This is a genomic window from Microbacterium sp. NPDC056569, from assembly GCF_042793475.1.
Classification (GTDB): domain Bacteria; phylum Actinomycetota; class Actinomycetes; order Actinomycetales; family Microbacteriaceae; genus Microbacterium.
Genome location: NZ_JBHTUV010000015.1, coordinates 30,996 through 50,530, shown reverse-complemented (window position 1 = coordinate 50,530; position 19,535 = coordinate 30,996). Strand labels below are relative to the sequence as shown.

Here is a 19,535-nt window from a genome sequence, read left to right as displayed (position 1 = left end):
GAGAGGGGCCGGACGGTCACGGCTGGCGCATCGCCTCCAGTGTCGCCACGAATGAGACTCCCGGCGTGCTGCGGTAGTTCAGGTGCGTGGACGCCGAGATGACGTTGTCACCGGCTCGCAGCAGCGAGGCGGGCACCTGGATCACCAGCGGGCTGGATATCGCGGTGGTCAGGCTCGGCGCGGCCGTCGCATACGTCGTCGCCGAAACGGCTCCTGTCGGCATGCGCAGACGCCCGACCTCGGTTCCGTTCACGTAGACGACGACTCCGTCGTCGCCACGCACCGTGAGCGTGATCGCCGAGTGCGTCGCCGGGTCGGCGACCGTGAAGCCGGTGCGGAAGATCATGCTCAGTGGGCGCTGGGTGGTCGGCGGGGGCACGTCGACGACGGTCGTCACGCCGGCGCCGAACCCCAGCGGGGCGGCGCCCTGACCCCACGATGCCGCATCGAACGTGGTCGAGGTCCACCCAGTCGGCCAGGCCCCGGTCTGGTACCGGAACCGCCACGACGCGTTCGCCGCGACGAGGGTGACAGGCACCGGCTCCGGCGCCGGCGGAGTGGTCACGGTGGCGGTCGCAGCAGGCGAGCGGGACCCGTCGGGGCCGATCGCTGTCACCGAATACGTCAGCGAGGACCCGGCCGGCGCCGTGGTGTCGGTCACACTGCCCGAGGCTCCGGTCCCCTGCAGGGTCGGGCCGCCGGTGCGGGTGACCTCGACTCCCGCGACGTCGCCTCCCGGGCCGGGCGACCATGAGACGACGACGGACCGCGGACCGGTCGCGGTCGCGGTGACGACGGGCGCGCCGGGTGCAGGGGGTGCCGAGGGAAGCTGCACCGTGGCAGCGGCCGCGGTCGACCGGCCCCCCGGCCCGACGGCGACGACGCTGTACGCCACGGATGCGCCGGGGGCCAGACCGGTGTCCACATACGACCCCGAGGCACCCGACGCCGTGACAGCCGCGCCGCCGTCCCGCGAGATCTCGACGCCCGTCGTCGTGCCTCCCCCGCCGGCCGACCAGTCGACGCGTGCGGAGGTGGGGGAGAGGGGCGCGGCCGAGACGGTGGGAGCGGCAGGCGGGTCGACGGGCTCGGATCCGGTGCGGCGCGCGGTCATGACGAGGTCGAAGCTGCTGTCGGCCGTGCCGCGGTAGTTGACGTGAGCGGATGCCGCGATCGTGTTGGCACCCTCGCGCAGCAGAGAAGGCGGCACCGTGAACACCGTCGGTGACGCGGTCGCCGCGCTCGTGCTCCGCACCCCGCTGGCGTACGTCGAACTCGTCGGGTTGGTCGACTGCAGCGATGCCGTACCCACGAGCGTGCCGTTCACCCACACGGCGACGCCGTCGTCCGCGCGTGTCGTGATCTGCACCTGCGCCAGCTCGTCCACATCGGCGAGCTGGACCGTCTGACGGAAGATCATCGAGCGCGCCCGCAGGGTCGTCGGCGGACCCAGGTCGATGTTCGTGGTCACGCCCGCTCCCCACCCCAGCGGCGCACGCCCTGCCGGCCACGCGGCGTCGTCGAACCCGACCGTATTCCACCCGCTCGGCCAGCTGTCGACGGAGTTGCGCCACTTCCACGTCGAGCCTCCGTTGACGAGCACCTCGTCCCGCCCGGCGGTGAGGTCGACGGGAAGCGTGAAGCGGCTGCCGGCATCCGTCTCGTACTGAGCGAGCGTCGGGGAGTAGGTGTAGGCGTCGACGGTGCCCGCGGCGGGGTCGAATGTGTAGTACCTCAGCCAGCCGTTCCCGCCGTTCGCCCGGCTCTGGTAGTTCGACAGGATCTGATGGACCGGACGACCGCAGTCGTTGGCGTCGACGCGCCGGGCCTCGCCGATGTCGCCGTCGTGCCAGTGCCCGTTGACGACCATGAAGATCGAGCAGTTCTTCGTGACGAACTCGTTCCACAGCGTGACCGCCGAGGTGGGCGTGACGTCGGTGCGGATGACGTGGGTGGCACGGGTCCCGCCGGTGTTGATGAAGCCGTGCGTCGCGAGGATCACCTTGCGATCCGGGTAGGCGTCGAGCACCTTCTGCGCCCAGCGCATCGAGTAGCCCGGCGACTCGAACTCGAGGTTCAGGATCAGCAGGTCGACGCCGCCGACGGTGAGCAGGCTGAAGTTGTCCTTGTTCCTGCGGTCGATCTCATCCGGTCCGAACAGATTCTGTCCGAGGTAGCCGCCGTACGAGACCGTCGGCGAGTTCCAGGACGCGCCGGCGTACCTCGACGGCGGGAAGTAGGTGTCGAACGTGCTGGACTGACCCGTCGTGATGTCCAGGTCGTGGTTGCCGGGCAGCACGGAGTTCGGGACGCCGGCGTCGTCGAGGGTCTTCATGTACCGGCTCGCGCGCGCCCAGTGAACCACGTTGGGCCACGACTCGACGAGGTCGCCGACCTGGATGACGAACTTCGTGTTCAGCGAGGTGCGGGAGTCGACGATCCACTGGGTCTGCGCGCCCATGGTCGCCTCATAGGTCGACGACGCCGTGTAGCCCTGCGTGTCGGGCAGCACGACGATCGTGAACGTCTCATCGACCGCCGTCGCCGCGGGAGCCCCGAGCAGGCTCCCCGCGACGACCGCGAGCGCAGCCGCCGATGCGGTCAGCAGGCGCCGAGTCGATTCGGGTCTCATCCCCATGCGTGCCACCAGACTTCTTCGTCTGCCGAATCAGTACACCCGAATCGTGGCCTCCGCAAGGGGTCGGCAGTTCGCCGGGCCGCGCCGTCCGACGCGGGGTGGCCACGGAGAACGGTGGCGGCGCACGCCTGCTGTGGATAACTTTCGGCTGGCTCGGCGCACAATTGCGAGGATGCTCGTGTGACCTCTCCCGCCGCACCTGTCCCGACCGTGGTGGCCGAGCGCGTACGGGAGCGGCTGCGCGCCGAGCGTTCGGATCCGACCCGCGATCCCGAGTTCGCGGCGCAGATCGCCCGTGCCGAGGTGCGCCGCCACAACGACTTCGCGCTGGCGCGCGGCCTCGCGCCCGTCGACGACGAGACCGCGTGCGTGCGTGAGGTGCTCGCCGCGGTGACCGGCTTCGGACCGCTGCAGGGCTACCTCGATGATCCGACGGTCGAGGAAGTCTGGATCAATGCCCCCGACCGCATCTTCGTGGCCCGCGGCGGCGTTCCCGAGCGGACGCCGCTCATGCTCACCGACACTGCGGTGCGCGATCTGGTGGAGCGGATGCTGCAGTCCAGCGGCCGTCGGGTCGACCTCAGTCAGCCGTTCGTGGACGCGTCGCTGCCCGACGGCTCCCGGCTTCACGTCGTCATCCCCGACATCACGCGCCGCCACTGGGCGGTGAACATCCGCAAGTTCCTGCCGGCGTACCGGGACCTCGGGCGGCTCGTCGCCGCGGGCGCGCTCGCACCGGAGGCCGCCACGATGCTGCGCGACGCGATGGTCGCCGGGCAGTCGGTGCTGGTCTCCGGGGCGACGCACGCGGGCAAGACCACCTTGCTGGGCGCACTCGTCGCGGCGTGCCCGCCGGAGCACCGGATCGTGACGGTCGAGGAGACGTTCGAACTCGCCGTCGCGGCTCCCGATCTCGTCGCCCTCCAGGGGCGTCAGCCGAGCCTCGAAGGAACGGGCGAGGTGACGCTGCGTCGCCTCGTGAAGGAGGCGCTGCGCATGCGCCCCGATCGCCTGGTCGTCGGCGAGGTGCGCGACGCGGAGGCGCTCGACCTGCTGCTCGCCCTGAACACCGGCGTGCCCGGGGCCGCAACGATCCACGCCAACTCGGCCCGCGAGGCGCTCCGCAAGCTCGCCGCGCTGCCGCTGCTGGCCGGGCGCAACATCGACTCGAGCTTCGTGCAGCCCGCGGTGGCGGCATCCGTCCATCTCGTCGCGCATTGCGAGCGCGACGCGAGCGGTGCTCGGCGCGTCGTCGAGATCGTCGAGCCGACCGGAGTCTCGGGCGGCGTGATCACGGCGCACACCCTCTACCGGGCGGCGGGGGCATGACGTTCGTGTGGGGCGCGGTGCTCGCCGCAGGTCTCCTGTTGACGCTGTCGCCGTGGCTGTGGCCGGCGGGGGCGCGATCCGCCCACTCCGGCACGGCTCGGCGCGGGCGGATCGCGCGACTCCTCGAGGATGCGGGGGTGGCGCGTGTGTCGGTCGTGTCGGTCGTCGTGGTCGCCGCAGTGTGCGCCGCGGTAGCCGCTGCCGTCGCGTGGCTCATCGCACCCGTCGCGGCGCTCACCCTTGTCGCAGCGACCGCCGCGGCGCTGGCGCCGTTCGCCTGGCTCAGGGCGCGCCGCTCGAAGCTGCTGCGCACCCGGCGCGGACTCTGGCCCGACGTCTGCGACCTGCTCATCGCGTCGGTGCGGGCCGGGATGTCGCTGCCCGACGCCGTCGCCGGCCTCGCCGACTCGGCGCCGGCGGAGCTGCGGCCCTCGTTCGCAGTGTTCGCCCGCGACATCGCGGCGTCGGGGCACTTCGACTCGAGCATCCAGCGCCTCAAGACGAACCTGGCCGATCCGGTCGCCGACCGCATTGTCGAGACGCTACGGATGGCGCGGCAGGTCGGAGGCACCGAGCTGACGACGGTGCTGCGCGCTCTCGCCGCGTCCGTGCGCGCAGACGCCGCGCTGCGGGCCGAGGTCGAATCGCGTCAGTCGTGGATCCGTGGGGCGGCGGTGCTCGGCGTCATCGCGCCCTGGGTGATCCTCGCGATGCTCGCCATGCGTCCGGAGGGAGCCAGCGCGTACGGCAGCCCCGGCGGCATCGCGCTCATCCTCGTCGGAGCCGCCGTCTCGCTCGTCGCGTACCGGCTCATGATCCGGCTCGGCCGTCTCCCGGAACCGCGGCGGTGGTTCGGATGATCGGTTTCGCGATGGGTGATGTCGCGTATGCCGTGGTCTTGGGAACGGCGCTCGGTGTGGGCGTGTGCCTGCTGATCTCGCTGGCGCCCCGGTGGGGTGCACCGAGCCTGGCGAGGCGGATCGCCCCCTACATCCGCGATGTGACGGACGCTCGCGGCCTCGAGATCGCCTCGCCGGCAGGCGGAGGCTCGGCGTTCGGGTGGTCGGGGTTCGCCCAGCGGCGCCTCTCGCGGCTCGCCGGCGGCGATGCGCTGCTCAGCCGGCGGCTGCACCGGGCGGCCTGGACGATCGACGCCGCGAGGTTCCGCGGGCGGCAGCTCGCGTGGGGGATCGCGGGACTCGCCGTCGGCGGCGGCGTGGTCGTCGTCCTGGTGCTCGCGGGCCGAGGATCGCCCGTGCTCGGACTGCTGCCGCCGGTCGCCGCGGTCGCGGCGGCGCTCGCCTACGACGTATGGCTCACGCGCGCCGCGCGGGCGCGGGCCGCGCGCATCGAGGACGAGCTGCCCACGGTGCTCGAGTTCCTGGCGCTGTGCCTGTCGGCGGGCGAAGGAATCCTGGATTCGCTGCGTCGCGTCAGCGACGTCGGTGCGGGAGAGCTCACGGCGGAGCTGCGGGGCGTCGTGGTCGCCGTCGGCACCGGGTCCCCGCTGTCGGAGTCGCTCACACGCCTGGCCGCGGGTCTCGAGATCCCGGCTCTCACCCGCGCGATCGACCAGCTCGTGGCGGCGATCGAGCGCGGTGCCCCACTCGCGCACGTGCTGCAGGCGCAGGCGATCGACGCCCGCGAAGACGCCAAGCGCACGCTCATCGAGCGTGCCGGCCGGAAGGAGATCTACATGCTCTTCCCTCTGGTCTTCCTGATCCTGCCGCTCAGCGTGCTGTTCGCGGTGTTCCCGGGGATCTTCATGCTTCGACTCGGACTCGGCTGACGGCCGTAAGGAGAAATGATGAAAGCACGGATGCTGCGCCTCACCGCTCGCGTTCACACGGCGGTGCGCGACCTCGCCGACGACGAGCGGGGCGACGTGCCCGGATGGGTGCTGATCACGCTCATGACCGCAGGACTCGTCGTGCTGATCTGGGCGCTGGCCGGGCCCGCCCTCGCCGGGCTCTTCGAGCAGGCGATCAGCCGCGTATCCGGGCTCTGACGTCATGCGCGTCGCCTGGGCCCGCGTCGTGTCGGGTGCGCGCGCCCGGCTCGCCGCGGACCTCAGTGACGACGTTGGCGCCAGCCCGGTCGAGTTCGTCCTCGTGGGCACGCTGCTCACCGTCCTCACCCTCGGCGTGCTGCAGTTCGGTCTCGCGGTGTACGTCCGCAACGTCCTCCACGACGCGGCCGTCGAGGGTGCGTATCACGCGGCGCTCGCCGACACCACGCTCGCCGACGGCGCCCAGCGCACGCGCGACATCGTCGGGCGCACGATCGGGGCCGAGTACGCCGCCGACGTCACGGTGCGGGAGACCGCGTCGCTCGGCCAGCAGACCGTCGAGGTCCGCGTCGAGTCGACCCTGCCGCTCGTCGGCCTGCTCGGTGCGCCGCGCGGGTTGGAGGTGACGGCGCATGCGCCCGTCGAATCCTTCGACTGACGCCGCCACGGCGGACCCGCTCGGCGACACCGGCTCGGCGGCACTCGAGTTCATCCTCGTCGGCCTCCTCCTTCTGGTGCCGCTCGTCTACCTGGTCGTCGCGCTCGGCCTCATCCAGGGTCAGAGCCTTGGTGCGGAAGCCGCGGCACGACATATCGCGCGCGCTGTGTCGACGGCGAGTGACGTCGACGACGCGCGCACCCGGGCTGACGCTGTGCTCGCGGCGGTCTCGGACGAGTACGGCCTCGACGACGTCGACCTGTCGATCGACTGCACGCCCTCCGGCGCCGCGTGCCCACGTGCCGGCGCGACGCTCCATGTCCGTGTTCGCACGGCGGTCACGCTGCCGCTCGTGCCCCCTGTGCTCGATCTCGACCGCATCGCCGCGATTCCCATCGAGTCGACGTCCGCGCACAAGGTCTCACGGTTCTGGAGCGAGCGGTGATCGCGCGGTTGCGCCGCGTCGTCGCCGCGCGCACCGGCGGCGACCCCGACGACACCGGCAGCGTGCTCATCCTCACCCTCGGCTACGCGGTGCTCGCGATCGCGGTGATCCTCGTGTGCACGGCCGCGACGAGCCTCTACCTCGCGCAGAAGCAGCTCGATGCGGTGGCGGATGCCGCGGCCCTCGCTGCGGCGGACGGCTTCGACCTCGACGTGGTCGGCGGCGAGCCCGTCGCCACTCTGACCGACTCCGGCGTGCGGCGCGAAGCGGAGGCGATGATGGCGGCCCTCGGTCCCGACGCCCGTCTCGTCTCCGCCACGACCCCCGATGGGGTCTCGGCGCGGGTGACCGTCGCCGGGCAGTGGCATCCGCCCATCGTCACTGTGTTCGTGCCCGACGGCGTCGCCCTCGAGGCCACGGCGACGAGTCGCACCGCACTGCGGTGACTCCCGGCGCGGCCGCGGACTGCGGTTACGCGTCAGTGGCCGCGGCGCGGGCTGCGAGCGCGACCGCCTCCATGCGCGAGTGCACGCCGAGCTTGCCGAGCAGGTTCTGCATGTGGGCGCCGACGGTCTTGATGCTGATGCCCATCGCGGTCGCCACCTGCTTCTGCGTCATCCCCTCCGTGGTGAGGGCGAGCACCTGGCGCTCGCGCGGAGTGAGAGACGAGAGGCGCCGGAGGTCGACCGTGGCACTGCGTGAAGGCCGCGTCCGCTCGATGAGCCTTCGCACCCGCGCGAGGAACTCCTCGGTGTCCATGGACTCCGCCGCGTAATCGTCGGCGCCGACGAGCAGCCCCGCGACGACATCGGCGGGCGTCGTCCGGTCCGCCGACACGAGCACCGCGGGCATGTCGGCGCCGTAGCGATCTCGGAGTTCTCTCAGGAAGCCGCACCCGCCGTCCTCCACCTCGAGGATGGCGACATCGGGCGGCACGCCGTTCAGTGCGGCGGCAGCATCCGTCGCTCTCGCGAATGCCATCGAGCGCAACCCCAGTCGCCCCAGCAGTGTCACGTACTCGGCCCTCACGTGGTCACCGGCGACCACCAGGGCATATGTCTCTTCCGTGCTCACGATTCCTCCCCGAACCGCGCGCCTCCCGCTGGGACGGACGACCTAGGGAGTTCCCCGGAATCCCCATCCGCATTTCACCCGATGGTCGCGTCCCCACGCGGTTCATAGCCTAGGGCCAGTAATGGCCTGGGGAAAGGGGAGGACCATGTCTCAGGGGAAACCGCGGCGCTCGCTCGCCGCGGGAGTCACGGGCTGTCTGGTGGCAGCCCTCGTTCTGGGGGGAGCGTCCGCAGCCACCGCGGCGGACGGCCCGTGGGTGATCGACGGGGTCGTCGTGCCCGATGTCACGGATCCGGCGATGGAGTCGATCGAGGATGAGTTCGGCAACATCAAGGAGCTCGGCCCACTCAACTCCAGCTCGACGAAGATCGCCGTCATCCACAACGACGCACTGCCGACGCTCGATCTCACCAACCCGAACGCCCAGGTCGATCTGCGTCGCGCGTGGGTCGACGCCGAGAAGGACGCGGCGGGCGACGACTGGCTCTACTTCGCGTGGGAGCGCGATTCGGCCAACGGCAGCGGGTTCATCGCCTTCGAGTTCATGCAGAACGACCCGCCGGCGGGATGCGCCTACGAGACCGCGACCGACCCTCAGCTGATCGCGAACTGCAATCCGTGGGCGAATCGTCAGGGCGGATCTGCGGGCCCGCCGGTCGTGCCCGGTGACTTCATGATCCTCTGGGACCAGCAAGGCGGCAGCACCGCGCTGTCGCTGCGTATCTGGAGCGGAACGGCGCCGAATCTGACGCTCGGAGCCGCGATCCCGCTCAACGCGACGGTGTCGCAGGCCGCGTACAGCCCGGACAGGTTCAAGGGCGAAGCGGCCATCAACCTGACTGACACCGTGTTCGGAGGGGTGCAGCAGTGCCTCACGATCGCGAACGTGATCCCGAGCACGGTGACGGGCAACTCCGACACGGCCGACTACAAGGACACCATCCTGGCACCGGCGCCCGAGTTCGGCAGCTGTGAATCGACGACCGAAACCACGCCGAAGACCGCCGCCGGCGCAACCATCCCGGGTTCGGGGATCTCGATCGGCACCGGCGTCGTGGGAGTCAAGGACGCCGCTGTCGTGGACATCACCGGGGGGACGACCGCCGTGGGCGGCTCGGTGCAGTTCCACCTCTGCAAGGTGGATGCGCCCGGACTGTGCACGGAGGGTGGGACCGACGTCGGATCGACGAACGTCACCGGCGCGACCTATCCGGCGACGGTCGAATCGCCGACCGCGTGGGTGACGGCCGCCGGTCGCTACTGCTGGAGGGCGGAGTACACGCCGGTCGAAGGCAGTGGAGTCACGGGTTCGAGTGATTCACGGGTGACCGAGTGCTTCACCGTCAATCCGGTTGAGCCGACGCTCACGACCCAGGCCAGCGCGGGCGTCGTGCTCGGCGGCACGGTCAAGGACACGGCGACACTCGGCGGGACGACCGCCCAGCCGCTCAACCCGGTGATCCGCACCGGGGCCCAGCCGGCGCCGGGTGCGCCCGCGGGTGGCACGATCACGCTCTCCCTGTACGGACCGAGCACCACGGGCTGCGGCCCGCTTGTGCAGACGACGAGCGCAGTGAACGTGAGCGGCAACGGCGCGTACGAGTCTCCGACGGTCACGCCGACCGCCGCGGGCACGTACCACTGGGTCGCGACGTACAGCGGCAGCTCGCCGAACACCCTCGGCAAGACCCACAACGCCACCTGCACCGACGGCAACGAGGACGTGGTCGTCAGCACGGTGCAGGCGCGGATGTCGACCGCGCAGCGGTGGTATCCGAACGACTCGGCGACGATCACGGCTTCGGCCGGTGGTCCGCTCGCCGGCACGGTGACGTTCACGCTCTATCCGTCGATCGACTGCACGGGGACCCCGGTGTTCCCGGCAGTGAACCAGGGTGTCTCGGGTGCGTCGCCGCAGACGGTCGGGACCAACAACACCACCGTCGCCGTCACCACCGGCGGTCCCTTCTCCTGGAAGGTCAGCTACGACAGCACCAACCCGGCGCAGGACGACATCCTCCCGAGTTGCCACGAGACGTCGTCGCTGACGATCACGAACGGAGGGACGGTCCCACCACTGCCATGACCGGGAGGTGAAGCCCGCCGCAGAGACCGGTCCCGCCGCCGCAGGCGGGACCGATCGGCAGCTGACGAAGCGGCGACGGAACCCGTGCCCGTCGCCGCTTCGCCGCGCCTGCGGGACGGAGGGCTGGATGCTGCATCCCGCGGTCCGTTACAGTGGTGCCGGATCGGTGCCACCGCACCTCGACCGGAAAGGAGGAGAACCATGACCGTCTTCGTCATGTCCCACGTCCCTTCGCTTTCCTCCGAGGTCGCCCGCACGCACTGAGATCGGCGGCCTCCCTTCCTGGAGTGTCCTGCCGATGTCATCCGAACGCCTCGACGCGTCCGCATCCGTTCTCTCGCCGGAGCTCGAGCCCGGTCCCGATCAGCGCTGGTCCACGTGGCCGGCCTCCCCACCCACTCAGCGCGGCCCGTTGCCGCACCCGGCATGGGTCGTCACCGCGTCGGGCGCGTTCGACACCGAACTCGGTGTCGTCAAGACCGGCAAGGAGGCCGACGTCCACCTGATCGAGCGCGCGGTGCCCGGCGCCGCCGGCGTCCTCCTCGCGGCCAAGCGCTACCGCAACTCGCACCACAGCGACTTCCACCGCTCGGGCAGCTACGAGGAGGGGCGCACCATGCGCAACACCCGCGACGCCCGCGCGGTGAATCGCAAGTCCGCATACGGACGCTCGGTGGCCGCGGGCCATTGGGCGGTGAGCGAGTTCGACGCGCTCTGCCGTGCGTGGAATGCGGGGGTTCCTGTGCCGTATCCCGTGCAGGTGAGCGACACCGAGGTGCTCATGGAGTTCGTCGGCGACGGACGCGTCGCCTCGCCGCGCCTGGCGCAGAGCCGGCGGCACGGCGAGGAGCTCCGGGACGCCTTCGAGCAGGTGGTCGGCATCCTCGAGGCGTTCGCGCACGCGGGCTTCGCGCACGGGGATCTCTCCCCGTACAACCTGCTCGACCACGACGGCCGCATCGTCGTCATCGATCTGCCTCAGATCGTGGACGTCGCCGCGAACCCGCAGGGGCTCGACTTCCTCTACCGCGACGTGGTCAACGCGTCGACGTGGTTCCGCAGGCGAGGCTTCGACAACGACCCCGAAGACGTGTTCGCCCACCTCGTCGCCATGCTCTGGTGACCGGCCGCGGTCAGGTCGACTCGCGCACGTTGATCGTCGGCGTCAGCTGCTGCACCTGCTGCGCGGGCGCATGTTCGCGCTGCTCGAGCCGCATGAGGCACGTCTCGAGGGCGCGGCGCCCGACGGCGAGCTTGGGTGGCGCGATCGCGGTGAGCGGCACGCTCGCGAACGACGCGATCTCGTCGTCGTACGCGACGATCGCGAAGTCCTCCGGCACGCGCAGCCCGCGGCCCTCGGCGATGCCGAGCAGGCCGACGGCGAGGTCGTCGGGCAGCACGATGGCGGAGCGGATGCCGGCGGCCAGGCAGTCGTCGAGGAAGGCGCGCAGCACATCAGAGGTCGAGCCGTCTCCCCAGCGCGGGGAAGGCGCGGTGGCGACAGGCGCGTCGATCATGCCGTGCCGACGGGTCGCGCGCGCGTGCCCGAGCGCGACCCACGGCGCCGTCGCGGTCTCGCGGAGAAGCAGACCCACGCCCCGATGCCCGCGCTCGGCCAGATGGTCGACGGCGAGCTCCGCGCCGAAACCATGGTCGGAGCGCACCGAGTCGACGCGCAGCGCGGTCGGCACGCCTTCCGGCGACCGCTCCACGAGGACGACCGGGGTACGGATCCCGGCGATGGTGTCCCAGGTCGCCGTGTCCTCGATGCCGGGACGGGCGGTGACGAGCATGATGGCGTCGACGTTCGCGGCGTCGAGTCTGGAGAGCTGGTGGATCTCTTCGCGCGGGTCGTAGTTGGTCGTGCCGAGCACGATCCGCATGCCCGCACCACGCGCCGCCTCGCCTACCCCGCGGATCACGGGAGGGAAGTAGTACGCGGCGTCCGGCACGATGAGCCCGATCGTCGCCACCGGCCGGGACGACGTCCCGATGCCGCGGCTGCCTGTGACCGGTGCATCCGCCGTCTCCGGGAGGACAGCCCCGCCGTGCACGCGACGGATGAGCCCCCGCTCGGCGAGCACGGCCAGGTCCCGCCGGATCGTCATGCCGCTGAGGCCCGATCGGCCGGCGAAGTCGGCGACCTCGATGCGCCCCCGCAGCACGATCTCGCGCAGGATGCGCTCGCGGCGCTGCTCGGCGATCATCGGCTCACCCTAGCCCTTCGATGTCGATGTGGGAGCGACCCTTTGCCGCATCGTGCGCCTGCGGGGGGGGCGGTGCGCTGAGCACCGCCCCCGCGGGACGCCGCCGGTCAGCGGCAGTCGATTCCTGCATACGGCACGGTCGTCGTGGTGCGGGCGCCGTCTCCGGTCGTTGCGACGACGGTCACCTCGCCGTCGGCGAGGGAGCCGCGGACTTTGAACGACGAGCGCGTGTCCTTGCCCGGGTTGAGCGTGAGCTTCACGTCGTCGCCGAGCACGGTCTCCACCGCCACAGCGATGGGGGTCCCGTGCTCGTTCGCCACCGTCACGTGCACCCACGCGTTCGGGCCGCGGCACTCGGTCGCCACCTGCGTCGCGGTCGGCACCGCGCTGCCCGCGAGCTCGACGGCGAACAGGCTCAGACCTTCGCCGGTCACCGGACTTCCCTGGGGAAGGGTGATGCTCGCCACCGGCTTACCCGACAGTGGGATCCGCTGCGCGAACACGGATGCCGGCGCCGTCACCGTCGAGACCGTGCCGCCGAGGTAGGGCTTCGAGCGCTGGAGGTACGACGAGGCGCCGCCGAGCAGCACCGCGTCGGCAGCATCCGTCGACGCGTCGCTCCACAGCGGCAGCGCGAGCTCCACCTGCTGGGTCGTGCCGTCCTCGTAACGCACCGTCGCGGTGCCCGCGGTCGCGGTGCCCGAGGAGAAGCCGGCGACGATGAGCTCGTCGCCTTCGCCCTCGAGCGACACCTGCTGGCCGGCGACCTTGATCGCGTCGGGGGTGCCGACCGCCGTCGGGTGCCAGTCGAGCTCCGAGCCGAACGCCGTGGGCTTGTCGCCCACCGCGAGTCCCGCGGCGGCCAGCGCCTCGGCGGAGAACACGCGGAAGTCCGCGGTGACCGCCCCGTTGCGCGGGTTCGCGGCGGAGGCCACCGCGGTCTGGTTCACGAGCGCGTCGAACGGCAGCGGTGCCACCTCGACCCCCGGCCCCTGATAGGCGCCGATGTTCGGCGTCGCGGCGATCGGATTCCCGAAGAAGTCGCGATCGCCGGCGTCCGGGATCGGCGCGCCCGCGCCGATGAGCGGCGAGCCGACGGCGAGCTGGTAGCCGGGGAGCGCGCGCGTGAGCTGCCCGCTTCCGGCCGCGATGAGCTGCGGGTCGCCGACGACCGCGCCTGTCTCGGTCGCCACGGGCTGGATGCCGCCGAAGTACGCGTTGTTCGCATACACCGCATTCGCCGTCTTGAACGTGCCTCCCTGCGAGATGAAGATGTTGTTCTTCACCTGCCGCGGCGCGGTCATGTCGTCTTCGAACGGCCTGTTCAGGCACGAGAACGTGTTGTTGTAGATGAGGTGCAGGCCCGGTCCGCCACTCGCGCCGCCCAGGCGGCAGTCGTCCTGCGAGACGTTGTAGCGCAGGATGGCGTTGGCGGTCGTGGAGGCCGTGCCGCAGCCGGAGATGCAGTCGAGGTAGAACCCGCCGGCGTTGCCGTACGAGTAGTTGTACTGGAAGGTGCAGCTGCCCTTGATCTTCATGTCGCAGTCCCACGCGGTGGAGTCGTAGGTGGATGCCACGCTGTTGCCCACCACGTTGTACTGGAACAGCGGGTCGACCGAGTTGTACGGCCACATGCCTGCGAAGTTGCCCTTGAGGAACGGGTACTCGCCGTGTCCCAGGTCGATCGCAGAGTTGTACTCGATCACCGGCTTCTCCGAGTTGTGGATCACGATGCCGTCGCCGCCCACCGCGCGGATGTCGTTGCGGGCGACGTACACGTCGGTGTTGTAGTGCTTGGTCGTGTCGGGCGCCGAGAGCTTGATGCCGCCGGCGGCGGTGTCGTTCACGACGTTGTCGGTGATGGTGATGCCGTCGAACCAGCCGATGCCGTCGCCGAGCACCGAGATGCCCGCTGAGCGCGAGAACGCGTTGCCGAGGCTGGTCTTGTCGGACCAGCCGGCGACCTTCTCGACGTGATTGTGCGTCAGCACCACCCCGCTGCGCTTCGAGCCGTCGTTGATCTCGTACAGGATGCCGACGCGGCGCTGGTCGGGCGTGCCCGGGTTGATCACCCGCATGCCGTCGATGGTCCAGTTGCTGACATTGAGGAGATGGATGCCCGCGAGCCGGCCGTCGCCGTTGATCGTGGCGGATGCGTCGCCGTCTCCATAGGGGGAGACGGTGATCGGGGCGGTGCCGAGGCCGGACCCGGTCGGGGCGAAGGTGCCGACGCACTCGGCGCCGCGCTTGAACCGCACCGACTCACCGGGCTGGAAAGGCTGCACCGCCGCGAGCTGCGCGAGCGAGGCGAACGGCGCCGCCTCGGAACCGTCGCCGGGGTCGGTCGCCGAGCAGTCCACGAAGTAGGCGGCGTCGGAGACCTCGACCACATGTGCGGCGAGCTCGCCCTGCGCGATCGCGCCGAACAGGGACTCGGCTCGCGCCGTGATCGCGTACTCACCCGCAGCCGTGCCGGCGGGGACGACGAACGACGCGGACGCGCGTCCGGCGTCGTCGGCGTTGGCGACGACCTCGGTGCCGGCGAAGCCGACGGTGACGGGCACGCGGGGGGAGGCGCCGTCGACGGCGACGGTGACCGGGGTGCCGGGGGCGAGCAGCGAGAGGTCCACGTCGTCCGGCGTGATGGTCAGCGGCTGTGCCAGGTATCCGTCCGTGCAGTTGAGGCGCAGGTCGGCCCAGTCGGCGTGGTCGTTGCCGTTGCCCTCGGGGCCCGGCTCGGCGATGAGCTCGACGGTGCTCGCACCGCTCAGGTCGAGGTTGAGGCGGCCCGCGGGGTCGGTGCCCTTCCGCTCCATGCGGAACTTCTCGGCGCCGTCGACCTTCACCACGAAGTCGACGCGGCCCTTGCCCGACTGACTGTCGTCGATGCCGACGTACCCGAGCAGCTGCGTGCACTGCCGGCCGAGGTCGTAGACGATACGCGAGGGTGCGTGCGTGCCGAGCCCCTTCGGGTACTTCGTGCCGCGGATCGACTGGATCGATCTGTCCGCATCGGGCACCGCGCGGGCGCCGTTGTTGTAGTCGCGCTCGACCGGACCCCAGCCGTTGTCGGCCGAGACCCAGTCCAGGTCGCTGGCGTGGTGCACGGCGCCGGCGAGTCCGTCTGCAGCGACGGCAGCGGGGGCCTGAAGACCCCCGAGACAGAACGCGCCGACGGTCGCTGCGACGAGCACCTTCATCCGCTTGGTGGGCAAGATTCCTCCTCGAATCACACAGTCCGCCGCCGGAGTGACGGGGGACCGCGAGTCATCGTTTCAGCCCCTGTTCGAATCGGCGATCGAAATGAACACATCTGAACATCGCGAGCCCGCGTCGCCCCTCGAGCGAACGCCGGCGACCCCGGCGCGAATGCGCCGGGGTCGCTGGAGTAAGGGGTTAGCGGACGCCCTTGGCCGGGGTGGCCTCGAACGCCTTCTCGATCTCCTGCGTGAAGGTGTTGCCCGCGGCGTCCTTCGCCGTGACGCGGAGGTCGACCCAGCCGCCCTTGTCGGACACCGGGATCTCAGCCGCGTAGCCGCTGACCCATGCGCGCGACACCGCGAAGATGTACCCGTCGCCCTCGACCGCGCCGGTGGGGGCATCCGTCTTCGCGCTCTTCAGCGTGACGGGCGCCCAGTCGCCGCCCGCGGTGCGGGCCTCGAGCGTCGCGTCGGTGATCGCTGCGGCCGGAGCGGTGCCGGCGACGTGGCCCAGTTCGAGACCGAGTGAGATCGGCGAGCCCTTGCGGCGGCCTTCGCCGACGCGGTTCTCGTCGTTCACGTCGACGTCGTAGTACGCCTGGATCAGCGGGAGGAGCCGGTAGTCCCAGTCGCCGAGCTTGCCCGATGCGCGGAACGTCCAGTCGCTGACCGTCTTCGTCGATCCGGCGAGATGCGAGCCGTCATGCGTCGCGGTGCTGACCACGCGCCAGTCGTGCTCGCCGTCGGGCAGATCGTAGACGTTCGCGCCCTGGTGCTCCTTCTGAGCGATGAGCTGTCCGTCGAGGTAGATGTCGGTCAGCTGCTGCACGGTGGACGGCTCCATCCAGGTGTCGAACGTACCGGTGTGCTCGCCGTCACCGCCGTCCGCCCAGCTCGGGATGTTGATCTGGGCGTAGTCCGACGCGAGGTAGGGCACCCAGAATCCCGTGCCGACGTAGGGCCGCACGACGCCGCCGTAGTAGTCGGCCTCGGTGCGCTCGCCGCGTTCGTAGGTGCGCTTGATGTCGCGCATCTCCCAGCCGACCGAGGTGATGAACGCACCCTGGTACCAGCGCAGGCCGTCCGTGTTCACCCACTCCTCGCGCTCGATGCCCCGTTGCGTGCGCAGCGGGAACCCGCTGCCGTACTCCGCACCGGGCACGAAGTCGTACCGGAACTCGCCGATCTCCTCCGCCTGCCCGATGTACCGCGTGTCGATGCGGGCGAGATCCTTGGCGCTGTGCCGGTAGGCCATGTCGGCCGGGATCTCGCCGTCGCCGAAGTGGGCGATGTCGTAGGTCACCTCGGAGATCGGCTCGCCGACGGCCGAGAGCGTGACCTTCTTGTGGCCGCCGAGCTGCTTCAGCAGCTCACGACCTTCGACACCGCTGACCGCCGCGACCGGGATGGAGACGTTGGTCGTGTAGTCCTCCGACCCGACCCATTCGCTCAGCTCGCCGTCGCCGTCGTTGACGACGATCAGCAGCTTCGCTCCCGCGGCGGCCGCGTTCGCGGCGCGAGCGGATGCTGAGACCTCCGCCGACCGGGTGACCACGGCGATCTTGTCCTTGACTGCCGCAGCGGCGAACTCCTCGACGCTGCCCTTGCCGGCGTCCACGGCGGGCGCCGTGAACGAGCCGTCGAGGAACGTCGAGCCGATCTGCACGATGAGGTCGAGGGGAGTCTTGCCCGCCGATACCGTCAGCATCGGCGTCTGAAGGCGCCAGCGCGTCGCCCACGAGAAGTCGGCGTCGTCGACCTTCATGGGCTGCGCCCACATCTCGTCGGTCCACACCGGCATCATCGCGCTGGCCGCGAAGTCGTCGACGGTCACGTCCATGCGACGGAAGACCTGATCGAGCCCCGTCTTTCGGCCGACGTCGACCGTGACCTGCTCGGCAGTGCGCGCGTCGAGCGCGACCGTGCGGTTCTGGTCGAGCTCGAGCGTCGGCTCGCCGACGAGGACGCTTGCGACGGTGTCGGGCGTGCGGTTCAGCTCCATGAACGACATCACCGTGTAGTCGCCCTTCATGAGGCGCAGCGTGGTCTCGCCCTCGACCAGCACCGGCTCGGCCCACTGGGTCGCCGGATCCCACAGCATCGCGTACGTCGTCGTCGGGTTGCCGTCGAAGTCCGTCGCCGTGAGCGTGAGGTCGTACCGCTCGGCCTCGGCGATCGTGCCGAGCGCGGTGCGGGTGACGGGCTCGCCGTCGACGGACGCGACGAGCATGCCCGACAGCTGCGTGCCGGCCGGGACCTTGGCGGGATCCACCGTCAGCGTGACGGAGCGGCTCTCGCCCGCGGGGATCGTCAACGAGTCGACGTCCATGGTGAGCGCGTCGAACGCGATGCCCGCCGACAGCGGCCCCGGCTCCCCACCGCCGGCGCCCGGGGTGGTGTCGCCGAGATTCGCGGTGATGGCGACGGTGATCTCGGCGTCCGTGCGGTTCGTGTACTCGACCGTGCGTTCGACCGGAGTCGGCGTCTCACCCCACATCAGCATGCCGAAGTCGCCCGAGCCGGCGGCGATCACGGGCGCGTCCAGCGCGGCTCCCACATTCACGACGCCCGTACCGCCCTGGTAGGCGGTGTACCCGACATCGGTCGTGGTGCTCGTGATCGCGGCCTTGAGCTGGTCCCTGGTGTATCCGGGGTTCGCGCTCAGCAGGAGGGCGGCCTCGCCCGCGACGTGCGGCGTCGCCATCGACGTGCCGCTCATGGCGATGTAGGCGCCGTCGCCGCCGCTGTCGGCCGAGCGCGCCGCGGTCACGTCGTTGCCGGGGCCGGTGACGTCGGGCTTGAGCGCGCCCGAGCGTGCGAGCGGACCCTGGCTCGTGAACCATGACAGCGCGCCCGTGGGGTCGTCCACGGAGCCGACGGTGAGCGCCTGCTCGGCCGAGCCGGGCGCACCGATGGTCTCAGGTGCGCCGGCGTTGCCGGCCGCGACGACGAAGAGGGATCCGGTCTGCTTCGAGATCTGGTTGAGCGACTGGGCCATGAGGTCCTTGCCGTCGGAGGCCTGGGTAGAGCCGAGGCTCATCGAGACGATCGGGGCGTTCTGGCCCGCCCACTCCATCGCGTCGATGATCCACGAGTCCTGGCCGTAGCCGTCGGCGCCGAGCACCTTGCCCACGAGCAGCTGCGCGCCGTCGGCGACTCCACGGTGAGTGCCTCCGCTGGCCGCGCCGGTGCCCGCGATCGTCGAGGCGACGTGCGTGCCGTGGCCGTTCGGGTCGCTGTCGACCTCCTCGCCGGGCACGAAGCTCTTCGAGCCCGGGAGCACGTGGCCCTGCAGGTCGGGGTGGGTGTCGTCGTAGCCGGTGTCGAGCACGGCGACGGTGACGCCCTCGCCGGTGTAGCCCTCGGCCCACGCCGCGGGAGCGTCGATGTAGGGAACGCTCGAGTCGAGCGTCGCGCGCACCTTCCCGTCGAGGTGGATCGCCTCGACGCCCCCACCGAGCGAGGGCGTGGCCGAGAAGCTGCGGGCGCTCGGGGCGGTGAGCGCCTCCCACGCGGATGCCGCTTCGCTGTGTCCGAGGGTGGCCGCTGCGCCGCCGATGCTCTCGAGCGGTGTCTGCACCTCGAGGCCCGGGACCGGCGTCGAGAAGGTCCGTGCGGCCGAGCCGCCCTGCTCGACGATGACGGGCGTGGCGTCGACGGTGGCGTCGTCGTAGCCGTACTCGATGAGCAGCGACACGTTGAACAGGTCCGCGTCGAGCGCACCCGACGCGAGGTACGGCAGTGCCGCGTCGGGAACGACGTGCAGATCGCCCGCCGCCTCGTACGTGCGAGCTCCGGCACCGTCGACAGCGGTGTCGATCGAGACGGCGTGGGTTCCGTCGCTCAGGTCGGTGACGGTGACCCGGTCGCCCGTGATCAGGGTGACGGAGTGGGAGCTGCCGGCGACCGCCCGTGAGGTGGGGGAGCCGTCTGGGGCGGAGGTGGCGGCCGCCGGCAGGGTGGTGAGGCCGATGCCTGCGATGCCGATCGCGAGGCCGCTTGTGGCGGCGACGATCGGACGGAGGCGAGGGCCGAAGGGCAGGGGTCGTGACATAGCGCGAGCCTCTCGGTGTGGGGATCCGTGTAACCCCCACCTTCCTGTGCCGAGT

14 protein-coding genes are annotated in these 19,535 nt (G+C 70.9%); 9 read left to right on the top strand and 5 right to left on the bottom strand.

All coding sequences use genetic code 11. The features are described 5' to 3' along the window. Positions 1 to 16 precede the first annotated feature (16 nt). Positions 17 to 2,638, bottom strand: a complete 2,622-nt coding sequence (locus ACFQ7C_RS16690; RefSeq protein WP_378903686.1) for a metallophosphoesterase — start codon at positions 2,636 to 2,638, stop codon at positions 17 to 19. Between the two features lie 180 nt (positions 2,639 to 2,818). Between ACFQ7C_RS16690 and ACFQ7C_RS16685 the strand changes: the two genes are divergently transcribed. The 7 genes from ACFQ7C_RS16685 to ACFQ7C_RS16655 are packed head-to-tail and all read left to right on the top strand — an operon-like array spanning position 2,819 to position 7,305. Further along, positions 2,819 to 3,967, top strand: coding sequence for a CpaF family protein (locus ACFQ7C_RS16685; RefSeq protein ID WP_378903683.1), 1,149 nt, complete (start codon positions 2,819 to 2,821; stop codon positions 3,965 to 3,967). Then, positions 3,964 to 4,827, top strand: coding sequence for a type II secretion system F family protein (locus tag ACFQ7C_RS16680; RefSeq protein ID WP_378903680.1), 864 nt, complete (start codon positions 3,964 to 3,966; stop codon positions 4,825 to 4,827). The genes ACFQ7C_RS16685 and ACFQ7C_RS16680 overlap by 4 nt, the downstream gene beginning before the upstream one ends. Next, complete coding sequence (locus ACFQ7C_RS16675; RefSeq protein ID WP_378903677.1) at positions 4,824 to 5,756, top strand: type II secretion system F family protein; 933 nt, start codon at positions 4,824 to 4,826, stop codon at positions 5,754 to 5,756. Before ACFQ7C_RS16680 ends, ACFQ7C_RS16675 begins: the two co-directional genes overlap by 4 nt. Positions 5,757 to 5,774: 18 nt before the next feature. Next, positions 5,775 to 5,975 carry a hypothetical protein gene (locus tag ACFQ7C_RS16670; protein WP_378903674.1) on the top strand — a complete coding sequence of 67 codons (201 nt, stop codon included), beginning with the start codon at positions 5,775 to 5,777 and terminating at the stop codon, positions 5,973 to 5,975. Between the two features lie 4 nt (positions 5,976 to 5,979). Beyond that, positions 5,980 to 6,414, top strand: coding sequence for a TadE/TadG family type IV pilus assembly protein (locus ACFQ7C_RS16665; RefSeq protein ID WP_378903671.1), 435 nt, complete (start codon positions 5,980 to 5,982; stop codon positions 6,412 to 6,414). Further along, on the top strand, positions 6,389 to 6,859 hold the full coding sequence (locus tag ACFQ7C_RS16660; protein WP_378903668.1) for a TadE family protein: 471 nt from the start codon (positions 6,389 to 6,391) through the stop codon (positions 6,857 to 6,859). The genes ACFQ7C_RS16665 and ACFQ7C_RS16660 overlap by 26 nt, the downstream gene beginning before the upstream one ends. Beyond that, positions 6,856 to 7,305, top strand: coding sequence for a pilus assembly protein TadG-related protein (locus ACFQ7C_RS16655; protein ID WP_378903665.1), 450 nt, complete (start codon positions 6,856 to 6,858; stop codon positions 7,303 to 7,305). Before ACFQ7C_RS16660 ends, ACFQ7C_RS16655 begins: the two co-directional genes overlap by 4 nt. Before the next feature lie 25 nt (positions 7,306 to 7,330). Here the strand turns inward: ACFQ7C_RS16655 and ACFQ7C_RS16650 are convergent, their stop codons facing one another. Next, positions 7,331 to 7,933, bottom strand: a complete 603-nt coding sequence (locus ACFQ7C_RS16650) for a LuxR C-terminal-related transcriptional regulator (RefSeq protein ID WP_378903662.1) — start codon at positions 7,931 to 7,933, stop codon at positions 7,331 to 7,333. A 145-nt stretch (positions 7,934 to 8,078) separates the two neighbouring features. Here ACFQ7C_RS16650 and ACFQ7C_RS16645 point away from each other — a divergent pair, with 145 nt between their 5' ends. After that, positions 8,079 to 10,019 carry a hemagglutinin gene (locus ACFQ7C_RS16645; RefSeq protein ID WP_378903659.1) on the top strand — a complete coding sequence of 647 codons (1,941 nt, stop codon included), beginning with the start codon at positions 8,079 to 8,081 and terminating at the stop codon, positions 10,017 to 10,019. Positions 10,020 to 10,317: 298 nt separating this feature from the next. Next, positions 10,318 to 11,142 (top strand): serine protein kinase RIO, encoded by an 825-nt coding sequence (locus tag ACFQ7C_RS16640; protein WP_378903656.1) that lies wholly within the window; start codon positions 10,318 to 10,320, stop codon positions 11,140 to 11,142. Positions 11,143 to 11,152: 10 nt separating this feature from the next. Here ACFQ7C_RS16640 and ACFQ7C_RS16635 read toward each other — a convergent pair whose 3' ends face one another. The 3 genes from ACFQ7C_RS16635 to ACFQ7C_RS16625 form a co-directional block, all read right to left on the bottom strand. Further along, positions 11,153 to 12,226, bottom strand: a complete 1,074-nt coding sequence (locus ACFQ7C_RS16635; RefSeq protein ID WP_378903653.1) for a substrate-binding domain-containing protein — start codon at positions 12,224 to 12,226, stop codon at positions 11,153 to 11,155. Positions 12,227 to 12,333: 107 nt separating this feature from the next. Then, a complete protein-coding gene (locus ACFQ7C_RS16630; RefSeq protein ID WP_378903650.1) occupies positions 12,334 to 15,441 on the bottom strand; it encodes an NPCBM/NEW2 domain-containing protein in 3,108 nt (1,035 codons plus the stop codon). A gap of 181 nt (positions 15,442 to 15,622) precedes the next feature. Beyond that, a complete protein-coding gene (locus tag ACFQ7C_RS16625) occupies positions 15,623 to 19,480 on the bottom strand; it encodes a S8 family serine peptidase (protein WP_378903647.1) in 3,858 nt (1,285 codons plus the stop codon). Between the last annotated feature and the right edge of the window lie 55 nt (positions 19,481 to 19,535).